Source organism: Candidatus Latescibacterota bacterium, assembly GCA_019038625.1.
Lineage (GTDB): Bacteria > Krumholzibacteriota > Krumholzibacteriia > Krumholzibacteriales > Krumholzibacteriaceae > JAGLYV01.
Genome location: JAHOYU010000013.1, coordinates 1 through 17,167, shown reverse-complemented (window position 1 = coordinate 17,167; position 17,167 = coordinate 1). Strand labels below are relative to the sequence as shown.

The 17,167-nt window shown below is 49.8% G+C and carries 12 protein-coding genes; 6 read left to right on the top strand and 6 right to left on the bottom strand.

Features of this window, described 5'->3' with window-relative positions:
- The 3 genes from KOO63_00660 to KOO63_00650 all read left to right on the top strand — a co-directional run.
- Positions 1 to 1,120: transglutaminase family protein (locus KOO63_00660; protein MBU8920348.1), on the top strand; the 1,120-nt coding region annotated here is incomplete at its 5' end.
- Positions 1,120 to 3,072 carry a DUF3857 domain-containing protein gene (locus KOO63_00655; protein ID MBU8920347.1) on the top strand — a complete coding sequence of 651 codons (1,953 nt, stop codon included), beginning with the start codon at positions 1,120 to 1,122 and terminating at the stop codon, positions 3,070 to 3,072. The genes KOO63_00660 and KOO63_00655, both read left to right, overlap by 1 nt.
- An 87-nt stretch (positions 3,073 to 3,159) precedes the next feature.
- A complete protein-coding gene (locus tag KOO63_00650; protein ID MBU8920346.1) occupies positions 3,160 to 3,768 on the top strand; it encodes a PH domain-containing protein in 609 nt (202 codons plus the stop codon).
- Between the two features lie 14 nt (positions 3,769 to 3,782).
- On the opposite strand, the gene KOO63_00645 is transcribed toward KOO63_00650, so the two are convergent.
- From KOO63_00645 to KOO63_00635, 3 genes are all read right to left on the bottom strand, one after another.
- Complete coding sequence (locus tag KOO63_00645; GenBank protein ID MBU8920345.1) at positions 3,783 to 4,649, bottom strand: lysophospholipase; 867 nt, start codon at positions 4,647 to 4,649, stop codon at positions 3,783 to 3,785.
- Between the two features lie 147 nt (positions 4,650 to 4,796).
- Positions 4,797 to 7,127, bottom strand: a complete 2,331-nt coding sequence (locus tag KOO63_00640; GenBank protein ID MBU8920344.1) for a carbohydrate binding family 9 domain-containing protein — start codon at positions 7,125 to 7,127, stop codon at positions 4,797 to 4,799.
- A 208-nt stretch (positions 7,128 to 7,335) separates the two neighbouring features.
- Positions 7,336 to 7,899 carry a nitroreductase family protein gene (locus tag KOO63_00635; protein MBU8920343.1) on the bottom strand — a complete coding sequence of 188 codons (564 nt, stop codon included), beginning with the start codon at positions 7,897 to 7,899 and terminating at the stop codon, positions 7,336 to 7,338.
- A gap of 177 nt (positions 7,900 to 8,076) precedes the next feature.
- Here KOO63_00635 and KOO63_00630 point away from each other — a divergent pair, with 177 nt between their 5' ends.
- Complete coding sequence (locus tag KOO63_00630) at positions 8,077 to 9,936, top strand: ATP-binding cassette domain-containing protein (protein MBU8920342.1); 1,860 nt, start codon at positions 8,077 to 8,079, stop codon at positions 9,934 to 9,936.
- A 50-nt stretch (positions 9,937 to 9,986) separates the two neighbouring features.
- Here KOO63_00630 and KOO63_00625 read toward each other — a convergent pair whose 3' ends face one another.
- The 3 genes from KOO63_00625 to KOO63_00615 all read right to left on the bottom strand — a co-directional run bounded on the left by KOO63_00625 (position 9,987) and on the right by KOO63_00615 (position 15,381).
- A complete protein-coding gene (locus KOO63_00625) occupies positions 9,987 to 11,678 on the bottom strand; it encodes a DUF2271 domain-containing protein (protein ID MBU8920341.1) in 1,692 nt (563 codons plus the stop codon).
- Between the two features lie 105 nt (positions 11,679 to 11,783).
- A complete protein-coding gene (locus KOO63_00620; GenBank protein ID MBU8920340.1) occupies positions 11,784 to 12,266 on the bottom strand; it encodes a ferritin family protein in 483 nt (160 codons plus the stop codon).
- Between the two features lie 145 nt (positions 12,267 to 12,411).
- On the bottom strand, positions 12,412 to 15,381 hold the full coding sequence (locus tag KOO63_00615) for a pyruvate, phosphate dikinase (GenBank protein ID MBU8920339.1): 2,970 nt from the start codon (positions 15,379 to 15,381) through the stop codon (positions 12,412 to 12,414).
- 240 nt (positions 15,382 to 15,621) lie between these two features.
- Here KOO63_00615 and KOO63_00610 point away from each other — a divergent pair, with 240 nt between their 5' ends.
- Positions 15,622 to 16,830, top strand: a complete 1,209-nt coding sequence (locus tag KOO63_00610) for an efflux RND transporter periplasmic adaptor subunit (protein ID MBU8920338.1) — start codon at positions 15,622 to 15,624, stop codon at positions 16,828 to 16,830.
- A partial coding sequence (locus tag KOO63_00605; protein ID MBU8920337.1) for an ABC transporter permease occupies positions 16,827 to 17,167 on the top strand: 341 nt, incomplete at its 3' end. The genes KOO63_00610 and KOO63_00605, both read left to right, overlap by 4 nt.

The following is a 17,167-nucleotide window of genomic DNA, read 5'->3' as shown; positions in this document are numbered from 1 at the left end:
GGAAGAGATACTACGAGACGCGAGAGTGGAAAAAGCATCGGAAGAGAGGAGGGCCGAAGTCCTTCTTCACTGGGTCGCTCAGAACATACGATACAGCGGACAGACGATGGGAGAGGGGGAGGGGTTTACTCTGCATCCCGCACCCATGATCTTCGAGCAGAGAAGCGGAGTATGCAAGGATATCGCCGGGATGCTGGTTGCGATGATGAGGGCCGCCGGGATGAACAGCTTCGCCGCTATGACGATGGCCGGCAGCAGGATAGAGGATCTGCCAGCCGACCAGTTCAATCACTGTGTCTGTGCCCTGATGAAAGACGATGGTAGTTTCGAGATGTACGACCCTACCTGGGTGCCGAACAACAACAATATCTGGTCTCTGCTGGAAGCGGAACAGCACTACCTTGTAGGTACTCCTGAAGGGGAGGATCTCAGTCGTATAAAATACAGTACCCCAGAGGAATCTCCCCTCAGGATAGTCCACGATGCGGAGCTCGATGTGGATGGTACTCTGAATGGAAGGATCAGGTTTTTCGGTTCCGGAGCCATGGACAGCCGGCTTCGAGGGTTGGTCAACAGCCGGAAAAAAGATATGACAATTATGTTCGCTGGCCTTCTGGCTCCGGTCAGCGAGAGAGTGGAGATCGAAGGTTACAATTTTCCGGAGGTTGACGATTTCAGCCAGGATATGTGGATCGAATTAAGTTACCGGATCCCGAAGTTCTCAATCGATGTTGATGGAGGCTTTGAATTCCGGAGTCCGATGATGCAGGTCGTCCTGAACAACGGCAGGCTGTTTCGGGCAGCTTCAGCAAATTACGATACTGAAAGAAAGACGGATGTCTTTTTGTATTACACTCAGCTTATCGACTGTATCGAGAAGATAAAGGTGCCAAAAGGATACGATCTGGTCGATCCTCCTGTTTCGGTCGAAGTCGATGAGACCTATGCATCCTTCAGTGGGACCAGCAGAATGAAGAAACGGGTGGTAGTCATCACCCACCGTGCGGAGATAAGGAGACGCCAGATTCCCCCGGATGGATTTTCCGGATTCAAGAAGGCTGTTGATGAAGCGCGGGAGTGGAGTCAGGTTTCTTTCAGGGTTGAGAAGGGAGGAAAGTGATGATAAGAATCAGATGTATATATTCAGTCTCGATTGTGATCATGATCCTGTCTCTCTCTGCCAGTTTATTGTCGGCCGCGTCAATGGGGTCGTCGAACGGGCACGACCTTGACGCATTGCTCGCAAGGGCTGCGGAGACATGTGATTTTTCTGAAGAGGATGCCATTATCCTTCTTGCAAGCCGGACAGTGAGCATTCGCGATGATGGAACGATGAAGACCCGGGTACACAGTGTCGTCTGGATCGGGACAGGAACAGCGATCCACGAGTATGCAGATCTCAGGATTCCCTGGAATTCATCCTGCTCCAGCCTCGATGTTATCCGGTTGAGGACCTGGCGTGAAGGAATGTGGTACCCCTCGGAATCGGAAGTAAGTGCTACGGCCGTTGTCGAGACGCTTCCCTTCGCGGTTGCCAGAGCCGATGATTATACTGCTATGCGGGAAACGATGCTTCTACACGATGGGATAGAAGTTCCCTGTGTGATAGAGACTGTCTACGAGATAACGGAGACAGAAGGCGCACCCGGCGGGGCCGATGGGGTCTGGATATTCCACCGCGACGACCGGGCAGTGATGGTTGAATTTGTTCTGGAGGCTCCCGCTGGAGATGTGCCACGGTTTGTAACGGGGAACAGCGCCCCGGTCCCCGTGAAAAGCGATCTTTCAGAAGGGCGAGTGAGATTTGTCAGTAGCATGGAAGATGTCCCCCGTCTGGGAGTCCCTCATATCGTTCATCCGGAAGGTCATGCTCCTTTTCTGTTCTGGTCGACATGGAAGGACTGGCAGTCCATGGCTGACAGGACCGCATCCACCTTTGAAAATTTCCTCACACTGAGTGTAGATATAAGAGAGAGATTGCATGAACGACTCGTCAATGAATTGGACGATGCTTCGAAAGCCATCAGGATCGCGGCGGTGATCGATGAAAGAGTCCGCCTTGTAAGGTGCGATCCCCGACTGAGGAAGTTCGAACCACGCCCGGCGGGACGGACCTGGGAGACCGGATACGGGCATGTGATCGACAGGGGTGTTTTAGCGACTGCCCTGTTCCGCGCGGCCGGGATGAAGGCGCAACCAGAATATATTTCCACTGTTTTTAACAGGTACGTTTTGGAACTGCCCGGCCTCTCGATCTTCGACCGGCGCCTGATACATATACAGTCAGGAACTGAGGGTGGTTGTCTTGACGCGTGGTATAACCCAGGCACAGGAGAACTGATAAGAAACAGATATTCGACGGGAATAAGGATGTCCTGGCAACCCTGTTCGGGATCCGATCTTCCGATAAAGACAGAGTACAGTGAATTTTCTTCAGGTAACAGTTTTGACCTGACCGTATCCATAGAGCATGATGAAAATGTCGGGTGGAAAGGGCACGGACATCTCAGCGCAAAAAAACTGCTCTGTCCGATCGACAGGATGTCAGGGTCCGGGGACGAAGCTGTCTCCTGGCTTCAGAAACTTTCGGGGTCCATCATCGGTGATGTGAAAGTCACTTCGTACAATCCATATACTTTTGACGCACAGATGATATCTACAAGTTTCGATTTTGTTGTGGATGATTTTGCGGAGGATTCCTTCGGCAGGGTCAGGATTTCTTCAGGCACTCCGTCGGGTGGGATCCTTGAAATGCTTCCAGGCGATCTTCGCCTGTATCATGAGCATCGTGATTCTCCTGTCGTGTTTCAGGACAGGATGTCCCAGAAAGTATTGTTGAGGATCAAGGTGGACAGTATGAAACTGGTCCATGTTCCCGAACCGGCATCAATAGAAAACACCGTCGGCATTTTCAAGATCGAAGTCAGAAAGGAAGGTGAGTGGCTGGTCATAGAAAGAGAACTGGAGATAAGAAAACCGGTCATACAGTCCGGGGAATGGCCTATGCTGAGATCGCTTCTGCTCGAAGAGAGTGATGCATCCTCTCGAGCGATCCTGTTGGAAAAACAATAGCCGGGTTATCGGGATAATGAATATTTCTCGATGTCTCGTTGTAGTTGTTGATGACAGCTTTATGATTATCAGAAAAGGAGGGTCGGTATGAATACGATGACATTAAAACCGGGCAGAGGATATCTTCGAAAGACATGGTTGATCTACACGATTATCGCTTTTGCTATTGCCTTGTTCGGGCTGCTTATCGGGCTGCTTATCGGTATCGATGAGGGACCCCAGGTCGCGATGAACGTGTTTTCAGGATTTCTGATCGCAGCGATTGTCTTCTGGATCCCGGCGATGATATTGTCAATACCCTATTACAAGAGCCTCAGCTACGAGATACAGGATGATGAAGTCATCGTTCGAGTAGGTATAGTGACCAAATCGGTAAAGCACGTCCCTTACAGGACCGTTACGAATATCACGGTAAACAGGGGACTTTTCGACAGATTCATATTCAATCTCGGTTCACTGAATATTCAGACCGCCGGTATGAGTGGCTCGACGGGGGCAGAGGAGAGCCTGGTCGGATTGACAGATGTTCAGAGTGTCTATGATGTTGTTGTTGAGAAACTTCGCCGGTTCAGAGGATCCATGTCACCGACAGGGGCTGAAGACGATACAGGAAATACAGTAATGCCAGGTAACATGCTAGCTGAGATACTGGATGAATTAAAAGAGATCAGAAAGAATACCGACAGCCGGTCCTGATAGTGTTGAAATGTTCATCTGGCAGCAGTTGATATTTTCGTGATCCATTCGAGTATTGTATCAATGACTTCATCTTTTTCCGGTTCGTTGTGAAGTTCGTGAAAAAGGCCTTCCCATATTCTGAGAGTGCAGTTTTTCCCCGCCTGCCCGGCAAACTCTATAGACGCACGATGTGAGGTCACCCTGTCTGCGTCTCCATGCATGAGCAGGAGAGGGAGTCCGAGTCCCCCTGCATTTTCTATTGCCCACCTGCCGGCATCAATGACTTCAAGGAAACGTGGAGTCACCATGCCATGAACGAGCGCGTCTGCGTCATACGCTTCAACGATCGAAGAATCACGAGAGAGGCCAGCCGAACTGATACCGCTCTTCATCGGGAGTGAAGGACATATCTTCATCATCAGGTATGCTGCCTTTTTCTTCCAGTTCGGAGGTTCGTTTTCGAGACGTAGAAGGGGCGATGTGACAATGACCCCCGCGACAGGGGGCGAGCGACGAAGAGTATGATTCAGGACCAGGTTACCACCCATGCTGTGGCCGTAGAGAAAAAGGGGGATGCCGGGATGCCTCTTTGATATCACAGACAGCATCGTCGATATGTCATCCATGAACACCGTGTAACGGGGGAAATCGCCGCGTCTGCCGTCAGATCTGCCATGCCCGCGTAGATCGGGAACGTACAGTTCGACTGAACGTCGATTGAAAGCCTGTGCGAATCGATCGTATCTTCCTCCATGCTCTCCATGACCATGGACCAGAAGAACGATTTTGTTCGCTTGTTCCCCCGGTTGCCAATGGTGAACGAGAAGGCTTAGCCCATCAGACATATCGATGTTGAAAGTCGAATCCAGAAGTCTCTCCATGCTCAGGAAAATCAGCAATTATCGTGATCAGATCATCTCGAAGGATAGCATGTTTTGTCAGGTTGTCCAGCTTTTTGGATTCTGAAAAATAGGCCCCATGGAACCTTGTCGGTTCCACAGGACCTTGCGCGGACGGCCGGGAATCCCCGGCAGTGCATCTGAAGCCTAGATCTGGAACAGGTACTGGAATTTCAGGAAGAACTGTCTGTCCCTGAGGTACCAGCCCTGGATCCCATGTTCATCCATAACCATGTCCTGGTATGTATGGGTCGAGCCAAGATAGAACGCAGAGAAAGCATTCACCCGGTAAGTCAACATCGGGTCGATGTCGAATGCGTCCCATCGGTCGTTATACTGGGCTATTACTCTGGCGGAGAATCTGCGAGAGAACTGGTAAGCTATGCGGGACCGGAACACTGACTGAGAGAAAAGACGCTCATCTGTGTCAAGATCGTCGCTTCTGACATAGTTGAAGGAGCCGAAGAAATAGAGCCTGTCAAGGGGACGGATCTCGGCCCAGGCTCCGTATGTCAATTCTTTGCCCATTACCAGCTCATGACGGGCGATGCGGTGACCATAATCGATATTTCCGCCGAATTGAATCAGGCCTGAGGGCGTTGTGTTGAAACAGGTGTGAGCCAGCCAGATTTCGTTGAACTGCTGTTCACGGTATAGCTCGTCGCTCAACAAGAACCTGCTGTGGATCCCTGTCTGTGCCGCTCTGAATCTGAGTTCCCAGGTGGCCATGACCCATTCATCCTTCTTGACATTATCAAAATTCCAGACCCTGGCAAGATTGACGTTACCACTTGTAGCCTCAAGGATGCTACTCTCTTCAAATCGTTTAATAGCGCCGAACCACAGCTGTGCCCTCCTGCGGTTGTTGGAAGGTACGAACCCGTTGTCTGCTCTGAACGTGGGACTCATCTCCATGTAGTCGGCGCCAATATTGTAGTTTTCGGGGGAATGTGCGAGGTTGACCAGCCAGGTGTGTCCCCAGAATGTCTCCCCATCAAGGCCTTTCGTGTACTTATCGTCGGCGAACAGTGTCTCGTTGAAAGTCGTGTCAGTGACTACACCAAGGTCCGGGTCGTATCTTGTAATCAGAGCGAGGTCGTTTACTTCCTCTGTATATGAGGTCATACACTGGAAGAGGAGTCGACTGCTCGTGGACAGCCGGATCCTACCGTCTATCCCAACTACAGAACCCGATCCGCCGTTGTCGAACCGTCTGTCAGTCCCCAGGAGTCCGAAATGGGCCTGCTTGCCAAAGTCATGTTTCGCCCTGATGATATTCGAATAACTTTTTCCGTTCAGTACATTCCTGCTGCCTTCCTCGAAAGGCATCATGATGATGGAATGTTCATCGTACGCGGATAACATGGCTACGCTGTTTGAACCCTTGCGCCATGTAACTTTTCCCGCGAGGAGTGGATCGTTGATAGAACGAGTGTAGACAGCGTCGTAGTAAGTTTTGAAAAGATCGCTGCCCTCCTGGAAAAAGGGGCGGCGCTCCTGGTAGTACAACGCGAAATTCGAATTGACGTCGATCTGAGCGGCATCCGATTCGATCTGGCTGAAATCGGGGTTTATCGTCGCTTCTGCGGTAAGTTCGGACGAGATGTCGTATGACAGACCGAGAGAGATCTCACCATCTCCCTTGTGGTTGTCGAAATAGTTCTGATCGTTCAGGTTTCCGCTCTGGTAGGCGACGATGGATGGCAACAGTTCCAGCCCTGATCCGGACTTTACACCGGAGATACCACGCACCGTCCCCCAATTGCAGGGCCAGCAGTTTTCGTCTCGGTCATATGCGGCCCAGGAATACTGGAAACGAGATTCTCTTGGCCTGTTGCGCCAGAAATCCATTCGCCATTCCTGATTGGGACGGTCGGGAAAACGCAGGCTTTCAAAGGGGATGGCCATTTCAACGATCCATCCGAATTCGGTGATCCGCCCATCCGATTCAAAGATCATGTTGTATGAACCGTCTTCTCCATGGTTGGAGGAGAAGAGAAGGTCTCCTGGAATGCCGTAGGGATTGGCTGCTATTTCATAGGCAAGAGTGCCGTCGCCATAAGTATCGATACAGAGGATCACATAATCGCCATCGAATACCTGGTCCCTGTCGCGGAAAAAGGCGCGGACCTCGTCTGGGTCGTCGTAGCAGATCCAAGCGACATAGAGGTGTGTATCGTCGTATGTGATCATTACTTCGGTGTCTACTTCAGGTTTTGTCTGGTCACCGGGATTGTGTTCGAAAAAACTGCTGATCTTTTCGGCACCCTTCCAGCCACCATCCTCGATATATCCATCTATCTCGATCAGGCCTGATGATCTCCTGATCGTAAGTTCAGGATGATAAATCGGTGGATATTCTTCTCCATCCTGCGCAATTGCAGTTGATGGAAAAAATGAAATGACTGACAGCAGAATCGAAAACACTGTCAGCAGCATAAAACGTGAGAACTTATATTTGGTTTCAAGCCCGCGCATAAATCTACTCCCGTAGTTATTATCTTAAGGATACAAACCCTCCAAGACTTCAATCAGATAACCGGTATCTTTTATACGAATAATCTGTCGAACTGGTTCCAATTATCTGTGAAATTTTTCACATTTGCGTAACAGGCTATGTATAAACAGGATATAGGTATTTTATGTCCGTTAGGATTGTGGGTGTCTGAGGATTATTTCGAAACTGTCAGGCCAGTTTAGGAGAATATTTCTCAAGACTGAAGAATTTTTCAGGCTCACGTCTGGGGGGGCGGTTGTTTTCTGCCCTTGCCTGGTTATCGTTGAGTCCGGTCTTATCTTCCGATCTCTTTCCAATGATCAGAAGTGTGATCAGAAGAAAATCGACAGGAATATCCAGGACATCTTTGGTCGCTTCAGGGTCGAAGCCAGCTATAGGGTGGGCGACAAGGTCAAGCTCCGTCGCCCTGAGAATCATCGCCGAGGCCGCCATCCCGGTGTCGAAAAGATAATATTCTCTATCTCTGATCACGCAGTCGTCCTCTTTTCGACAGAACACAGCAACGATCATCGACGCCTTCTCGGCCCATTCATTCCCCTTGCTCAGAGTTGAGTGAAGCTTGTCGAGCATCTCCGCTGACCGCACGAAGATGAAACGCCATGGTTGTTTGTTGAAACAAGATCCGGCCAGACTTGCAGCTTCTGCGAGTTCCGATATGGTCGGATCGTCGATCTCGATTGCTTCGAGGGCACGATAGGCTCTTCTCTTCTCAATGGCTTCTTTGACATCCATCAGGTACCTCCAGTCTTCAGACAGGCGACTTTTGCATGGCAGTAGAGATCGCAGGCTTTTACTATGATTCATCCCGGGTTTTCCTTCAACAGGAAATATAGACAGATCATTGATAAAAGTTCCGGGGACATGTATATTTGCCTGAAGTAAACGGGCGTTTGGAGGCGCTATGGACAGATGATCATTATAGAGAAGATATCTAAAAGTTATGGCAGCCAGGAACTTTTCAGGAACACCGGGTTCAGGTTGAATGCCAGGGAGCGCCTTGGCCTTGTGGGGAGGAACGGTCACGGGAAGACGACTCTCTTCAGGATGATCATGGGGATGGAGGAACCGGATGCCGGATCGATCATCATCCCGAAGGGATATTCTATCGGGCATGTCGATCAGGACCCGCATTTTTCAGAAAACACAGTGATCGAGGAAGGGTGTCTTGGCCTGCCGGAGCAGGATCGGGACCATTCGTGGAAAGTAGAGAAGATACTGTCAGGACTCGGTTTCAGCGAAGAGGACATCAAAAAGCACCCCGGCGAACTCTCTGGCGGATACCAGGTCCGACTCAATCTGGCCAAGGTCCTCGTCCGAAACGTCGACCTCCTTCTCCTGGACGAGCCGAACAACTATCTCGATATCACTTCCATAAGGTGGCTGACTCGCTATCTCAGCAGCTGGCAGGGCGAATTGCTCCTGATCACCCATGACAGAAGTTTCATGGACAATATCGTCACCCATACTATGGGTATATACCGAAAGAGCCTCAGGAAGATCAAGGGAGACACAGGCAAGCTCTATTCACAGCTCGCCATGGAAGAAGAAGTCTACGAGAAGACCCGGCTGAACGATGAAAAAAAGAGGAAAAAAACGGAACTGTTCATACGGCGGTTCCGCGCAAAGGCGAGACTCGGTAACATGGTTCAGTCGAGGATCAAGAGTCTGCAGAAGCAGGAGAAACTTGAAAAACTCGAACAGGCGAAAGACCTCGATTTCTCCTTCCGGTCGAAGGTATTCAATGGTCGCTCAGTGATGCATGTGAAAGACCTGTCGTTCGGGTTTGAATCAGAAAAGCCGTTATTCAGCGAATTGTCATTCGCGGTCGGACCATACGAAAGGGTCTGCGTAATAGGAAAGAACGGCAAGGGCAAAACCACTCTCCTCAAGACTATCGCCGGGAAATTGTCTCCGGACGAGGGTGAGGTCCTGTTCAATCCAACGGTCTCTCGTGGTTATTACGAACAGGCGGATGAGGACTCATTGAGTGAGGACCGGACAGTCCTCGATGAAGTGATGCTGGCCGATCCCGATCTCCCGGCGCAGACGGCAAGGAATATCTGTGGGATGATGATGTTTGAAGGGGATGCCGCCCTGAAGAAGATAAAGGTACTCTCCGGCGGCGAGAAAAACAGGGTCATGATGGGAAAGGTCATAGCCACACCGGTCAGCCTTCTGCTTCTCGACGAACCGACGAATCATCTCGATCTGGAATCCTGCGACGCCCTCCTGGAAGCTATTAACGAGTTTGAGGGCGCTGTAGTGATGGTGACGCATAACGAGATGCTGCTTCACGGGCTGGCCGACCGGCTGATCATCTTCCAGGATGGAAAAGCCTCGGTATTCGAGGGCGGATACCAGCGATTTCTGGAAAAGAGGGGATGGGACGAGGAGAAGGATGTGCAGGGAGAGATCGAGCCTGTCACAGGGCAGATAGAAAGTATCGACCGCAAGACATACAAGAGACTCCGTGCCGAGTTGATACGGGAGAGGGCGAAGGGCCTCAAGCCACTCGAAAAGAAGATAGAGGATATGGAGGAGGCTATCGTTGGAGCGGAAGCAAACCTCGAAAAATACCATAAAGAAATGGCCGAAGTCTCTGTTGCCGGAGAAAGTGGCAGGATAGGTGAGATCTCGAAGGGTATACACTCATGTCAGGAGACTGTCGAAGAGAGTTTTACCGCGCTCGAGATCGCTACGACCGAATACCATCTCCTCAAGGAAAAGTACGACGCGAAAATGGATAGACTGGACACCAGCGTCAGGTGAGGGAGATTGGTATTGTCGGCCTTACCTGTGGAAATGTTCCCTGAGTCTGCCTATTTGTCGATATAACTGACTTCCAGCCAGGGGATGAAATCACCTTCCTGAACGATATTGTTGTAACCCTTTTTCTTCAAAGAGACAGCTGACTCGACAATCTGGTATTTCATCGACGGCCAGTGACTGGTCTCGATTTTGACTATGTAATCGCCTTTTTTGACTTTTTTCCCATTGCGGTCTTTCAGGTCCCAAGTGTATATGTGGTGTCCTATATCGATGCTTGCACTGGTGACAGCGTCTACGTCCTCGAATCCTGACTCGCGGGCCCATGCCGGCAGGGTGACCTGGTTTTCCTTCACATATCCGGCGAAGCCGGAGACATAGATAGTGGTCACATATTTCCCATTTCCATCCTCTATCCATATAGCGGTCTGTGGGGCAAGTTCATCCTGAAATCCGAGGATGAAATCTATCTTAACGAATGGGGCCTCCAGTTTCTCGCGGTCAAGTCTGGCTACTTTAGGCCGCATCGACTCGTAGACCATCTTTTCAGCGTCTGTTCCCTGGAATTCTTTTGAGATCCTGATCCAGTATCTCAGCGCCTCACGCTTTTTTGCTTCACCGAGATAGTACAGCGCCTCGGCTTTCATGGATTCAGGAGATTCCGATGCTTCGACCATCTTCAGATCCTCGATCCCCTGTTCGAATTTTCCGAGAAAGAAGGGGAACATTATCCCGAACACTCCTCTTTGCAACCGAAGATCCATGTCTTCAGGAGAAAGTGCCACGGCCTTGTCCATGAAAGTCATCGATTCGAGAGCGAGCCTGGAACGGTAATCAGTATCTTCGTATATCTTTTCGTTATACCCGACCTCCGCACTCATCGCGATCGAGAGTGAGAGCAGCTTCCAGGCTTCAGGGTCTGTGTCATCGAATTTGATGACCAACTTGAAGAATTCAGCGGCTTCGCTGTATTTTTCTTTCGAATAGAGGGCCTTTCCAAGCTCGAATAACACTGCTGAATCCTCAGGGGAGGCGGTGGCTTTTCTTTTGAGTATAGCTATATCCGAGTCATCCTTTTCAGAAGGAGCAAGGATATCCGGGGGTACGACCGGTTTTTCTTCCGCGATCGGCAACCCTGAGAGGGTCTCTTCCGCCTTGATGGCTGTATCTGATCCGGGAGCCGTCTTTACGATCATCTTGAGAGTCTTACGTTGCCCGGCATAATCACCTTTTTTGGCATATCCTTCGTTCAGGTTCGTCAATGCTGTCATCAGCCCTTGTGTCGATTCATCCGATGAACTGGATGAAAAGAGTTCGGTCGCCTTTTCAAGGTCTTTAATTCCCCCATCGAGCCTTCCAAGAAAATCGGGGACATTGACACCCATTATCCCCCTGAACAGGTATCCGCGGGGGTTGTCTCCATCGAGGGCTACTGCTTTGTCCAATAGTCCGAACGATTGCATGATAAGCTGTCCGGCTTTCATATAATCAGATGTGCGGCCAGCACTCATGCCTGTGTACAGACCAAGCCAGGCCAGGGCATCGAAATTCTCTGGTTCTGCTTCAGTGATTGATTCCAGTGCAGATATTGCCTTTTCCAACTCGCCTTTCTCGCCAAGCGCTACAGCCTCTTCGATAGACGTGCCATCGGCAGCCCTGACATCGACTGGCAAGGTCGCCACGATTATAGCTATCAGTAAACAGGTGATAAGGATCGGAGCTTGGATAGTCTCAGGCGTTTTCACAGTTTTCTCCCTTCAGTATTCCAATGTTTTGCTTGATTGATATAATACGGGCTTTGCATGGGATTTGTTCCAGTGTGAAGAAAATTCCCGCATCGAGCACGACAACTATAAGCCCATGTCATTTTTCATGTTATGAAGGTAGATCAGATGCTGTTGCTCTTCCTCTACCAGCTTTTTTGTGATTTCGCGCATCTTTTCATCGACGAACCTGGAAAGTCCGTTGAAGAAAAGGATCGCGTCTTTTTCAAACCTGATCCCGATATCCAGCGCGTCACCGGGGCCTTTGACGATAGAAGTGAATCCTTCGGGAGTGATATCAGAGTAGAGTTCACTGTCGATGAGGGCCTGCATATATGCCTCGATCTCACCAGGGAATGACTCGGCGTAATGGCCTCCGGTGACCTCGGTTCGAATCTCTTCGAACCTTGTTATGTGGTCCTCTTCCCAGTCGCGGAGCTTGCCGAATAATTCGGCCAGATCAATGTTATCTTTGAATTTATCGGCAGCAATCGCATAGAAATCACGCCGTTTCTTTTCTTTTTCTATTCCGATATCGATTATGTCAGCCGGCTGAAGTATGTTTGTCAAGGAATTCTCCTTCCATCGATTTTAAACTGCAGGCCCGAACCGGAGTCCAGACCGTTACGATAACCTGAAATTCAATCAGTGTCGTTGATTGAAACAGAAAATCACAAGGTAAGGCAATAGAAATCGGGGCTGGATAAGGACTCGATCATGAAGACTTGTAGATTACAGCTGTGCTTCTACGTCCATCCATCTTGGCGAGGAGGGGGGACTCCATTCTGATGTGGATAAAATTCTCGGTACGTTCCTCCACGGGCTGGCTTGTAAGCCAGTCCCAGTCGATCATGTTTCCCCCTTTTCTGAAAGGGATACTGAAATACCCAACACCCTGAGAAGTGACATTATGAAAAAAGTGAGAGCCAAGGGACGCGTCAAAGTGGAAATCTTCCAATTCGGCCTCGACGATGATCCTGGCATTTGAAATGTCAGGCCACCTCACGGGAATTCCCAGCCACCTGTCCCTGCTGCCCCATCGCCCCGGTCCGATCAGAATATATTTTCTGCCCGATTCTCTCATCTTCCTGTTTATTTTTTCCAGTTCGGCGGCCATCTCGACTGTCCGGCTATTGTCGAATCTCGAAGTGTCGACATAGATGATATCCCGAATATCGTCTATCGTTCCGTTGCCCATCGCTTTGTTGCTGAACAGGAGAAGCTCTTCGCGATTGACAGCGTTAAGGTCGAGATCGTAGTCCCGGAGGTCGCAGACTAGAGGTTTGATCTGCAGGATGTAGAAAGTAGGTTTTCCACCGATTCCTTCGTTGAGATCGACTGCGAACTCGATCTGTACCGGCATACCCATCGAACTTTTCACTATTTCGATAGTCGCTTCGACCGTTTTCGCAAGAGGAATATAGTCATATTTGAGAATCGATGCGAAGTTCACGATTCTGGGGCCCTTGTACATGTTTCCCACTCTTATCGAGCTGTCCTGGGCATCCCAGACCGATACACAGAATTCTGATGTGCCGTCCTTTTCGGCAATATCGATGTCCTGTGAAAGGAGGTTATCGTTGCCTCCCTCGAGAATCCCGGCACCGTTCTCATCCATGTTGATGGCGTAGAAATGTGTCTGGGATTCCTTGACGAAATCTTCCTGGGCGATGAAATCGATGCCCGGGTGATTCGGGCAGAAACGCCATGCCTTCTCTCCGTCCACTACGTACATTCCCAGGCCCATGGCAATGACTGCTATTCCGTCTTCAGGCTTGAGGTAGGATACCGGATAGTAATTATACGATTGTGCCACGCCGGAAATATGAGGGTAGAAGCGGTTTTTGTGACGGTTGCCGACTACTCTCTGGATCAGTACAGCCATCTTTTCTTCGCCGATCTTGTAATTGATCGCTTCCAGATATGAGCGTGCCGGGGAAGAATAAACAGATGCGTACACCAGTTTGATCGCTTCCTCGAGTCTCTGAATCCTCACCTCTATATCAGGATGATTGTTAGGGAGAAAGTAGGTCTCATAGATTCCAGAAAAGGGCTGCGAGATCGAGTCTTCGAAAAGGCTGGAAGACCTCACCGCAAGAGGGTAATCTGCTGATTCAAGCATGAGCCTGAGTTTTTCCCGGAGCTGGTCGGAGAGTCCACCGGCCACAGCCAGCTTTTTTATTTCCTCCTGATCTGAAATGTCTGCAAATCTGTCGCGAAACCCGTTAGTCTCGATGAAACGATCGTATTCCTCGGTTCCTATGATCGCGGTCTGGGGGATTGCGACGTTGATGCTGGAGTTGAGCGAGAACAGGTCCTTGTTCTCCACAAGCATGTTCAGAAAGACCATGCCCCGGGCCTTGCCTCCTATCGATCCGTCTGTCAGTCTGACTACCCCTTCTTCCTCGATCTGCACGGTATCGTCGTACAGAACGATCCTGCCCCTTGTCTTTTGCCTGTGAGCGATATTGCATACTTCGACCAGGTGTTTTCTCAAATCTCCGTATGTCTCGAAATCGGAGACGGTCATCGGTTGGATGAATTTGGCTATCTGGATCTCACCCCTGGCCATCAGCCAGCTGGAAAAATGGTTTCTGTTTGAATGGAATACGAGAGATTCGTCGGGTATCGTCTTGAGCAGTTTTCGAAATTCGGATGTCGAACGTGCTGTGGCGATCTGTTTGCCGCTATCATTCCGAAAAATGAAATCGCCGAATCCCAGATTGAAATTGATGAAATCGGTAAGATCGCGGGAAAGGTCGTCAGTGTTCTTGTCGAGGAACGCCGCACCGAGTTCTGCTGCTTTCCTCGAATTATCAGGGTCGGATGACTGGAGGAGGACAGGCAGGAACTCAAGTTCGGACTGGAAGTGCCTGATCAGGTTGACACCCGCTTTTTCATCCAGGACTCCCTCTCTCGTGAATTTCACGTCGGAGATGACACAGAGCAGATAATCTCTGTATTTGTCGAATATCTCCACGGCCTCTTCCCAGTTTTCAGCCATCAGGACCTTCGGCCTGGTGCGCATTCTGAGAAGCTTTTTCATTTCGACGAGATTCTCGTCGGCGATCAGCCTCTGGGTCTGTCTCATGATCTCAGTGTGAAGTATGGGAAGGTATCTCGAAAAATAATGTATCGAGTCCTCGACGAGGAGGATCACCCTTACAAGTCCTATCCTTGTATCGTTCACCACATTTATCTTGTCCTCTATATACTTGATCATGGCGAGAAGGACTTTGGCATCACCGTTCCAGATGAAAACCCTGTCAAAACATTTGAGCCTGTTTTCCTTCCCGGATATCAGGGCAAGGTCATTATCGTCGTTAAGAAGAAGAAGGACCGGGATCGAATTGTCCTTTTCCCTGATACGGTCACCGAGTTCGAAGGGGGTCATCTCGTCTATTCTCATTGTAAGGATAATCATGTCGAACTTGTGCTCACCGAGCATATCGAGAGCTTCTTCACCGAAGGCGACGGCTGTGACCCTCGGCGCGGTGGAAAGATTGAGCTGATGATATTCACCGAATATCAGTTCGGTCAGTTTCCCTTCCTGTTCGAGGATAAACGCGTCGTAGATCGTTGCTACAAGCAGGATCTCTCTCACCTTGAACTGCATAAGGTCGTGATAGATCTCGTTATCCGACTTATGAGTGGTGAAGAGGCGGGAGACAAGCTGCTTGTACATATTGGGATCCTTTTTAAAACTCACTGTTCCGATTCAAACTTCAGATTATAGAACAAGGGGTTGCAGTGGTCAATCACAGCTTCGGTCATCGAGATCGGCCCGGCGAAAATGAGTAATTCTCCTGTTTGTTGAAATTTGCGATTTTCGAGAATATTGTGCTATATTATGCAGACGTTCGTCCTGGAGAGATATTCCCAATGTACTCTCCTTAATTATCAGTATTTTCTGAAGTGAGTGACTTTGAAATATCTATTCAAGACCAACCGGCGCCATATCGGCCTGCGCCAGGCCGGAGTAGCAGTAGTTGCCATTCTCCTGTCCCTTGTGATGATCCAGGGATGTGGTAATGGAGGGCATGATTCTGAAAGTGGCCCTGAATTTAAAAAGATCCCCGTAAAAAGAGGAATATTTCAGATCAGCGTTTCCGCCAATGGAGAAGTAAAACCGATCGACAGGGTCGAGATGAAATCAAAGGCGAGCGGGATGATAATGGAACTCCCGATAGAAGAGGGTGATTTTGTACGAAAGGGTGACCTGATAGCCAGACTCGACCAGAAGGACGAACTGGCTGCAGTAAATCAGGCCCAGGCTGATGTGGACATCGCCCGCGCCGAACTGAAACAGGCGACAAGGTCGTTTAACAGAAGAGAGAAACTTTTTAAACAGAACTATATTTCCGAAGAGGAAAATGATCAGATCGAACTAAGCCTGGCGATCGCCAGGGGAAAACTGATACAGGCAGAGACTATTCTGGACCGTGCCAGCGAACGGCTTGCCGAAGCTACTGTCCGGGCACCGATAGATGGTGTGATTCTCCAGAAATATGTGGAGGAAGGCCAGATAATCGTTTCAGGGATCAGTAATGTAAGCGGTGGAACGGCGATTGCGGACATAGCAGACATGAGCAGAGTCCATATCGAAGCGGGGATCGATGAGATCGATATCGGTAAGATCGAAGTCGGTCAGACTGCCGCGATCATGGCCGAAGCCTACCCCGGGCTCAGTTTTAATGGCCTTATCGCCAGGATATCTCCCGAGGCAAAGATAGAACAGAACGTCACCCTGTTTGATATTATCACCGAAGTGGAGAATCATGACGGAAGGCTCAAATCCGGGATGAACGCTTCGGTGCAGATAATTATTGTAAGGAAGGAAGATGCTCTTCTCGTTCCCTCTGTGGCATTTCAGGCCGTCAGGGGAGATGGCTCGGCAGAGAAAGGGATGATGGTACTCCTCTGGGACGGAGACTCCTGGATAGAAAAAGAAGTGGAAACAGGCCTCTATGATTACAGGAATGTAGAGATAATCTCAGGCCTCAGCGAAGGCGATATTCTCGGTGTCCCGATGACGTCACGGCTGAAGGAAGAGAACCTGCGACTGGAACAGAGAATAAGAAGAAGCCGCAGCTTCGGGGCGGACAAGTCGAACGATAACAAAAAGAATCAGTGAACAGGAACGGATTCAAACGTCAGATGGCAATATTTGTAAATATCGCAATAGCTTTTCATAGCCTGAGATCAAATCCTCTGAGGTCAATATTGACTCTGACGGGGATCGCTGTAGGAATCGCGGCCGTCCTCTACGTGGTCGTCCTCGGGCAGATCACTCAGGAGAGGATCAATGAGCGACTTGAGTCGCTTGGTTCGAACGTCCTTGTCATCCGTCCGGGATATTCGAGGATGCATGGTGTCAGGACCGGAGCCAGCGTCATCAATCTCACATGGGAGGATTCACGGGATATCGTGACCGGCTCTGAAATGATACTAAGCACTGTGCCGATCTACTC

Coding starts and splice junctions, on each gene's coding strand:
- KOO63_00655 (MBU8920347.1), top strand. CDS start 1,120: ATGATAAGAATCAGATGTATATATTCAGTCTCGATTGTGATCATGATC.
- KOO63_00650 (MBU8920346.1), top strand. CDS start 3,160: ATGAATACGATGACATTAAAACCGGGCAGAGGATATCTTCGAAAGACA.
- KOO63_00640 (MBU8920344.1), bottom strand. CDS start 7,127: ATGCGCGGGCTTGAAACCAAATATAAGTTCTCACGTTTTATGCTGCTG.
- KOO63_00635 (MBU8920343.1), bottom strand. CDS start 7,899: ATGGATGTCAAAGAAGCCATTGAGAAGAGAAGAGCCTATCGTGCCCTC.
- KOO63_00630 (MBU8920342.1), top strand. CDS start 8,077: ATGATCATTATAGAGAAGATATCTAAAAGTTATGGCAGCCAGGAACTT.
- KOO63_00615 (MBU8920339.1), bottom strand. CDS start 15,381: ATGTACAAGCAGCTTGTCTCCCGCCTCTTCACCACTCATAAGTCGGAT.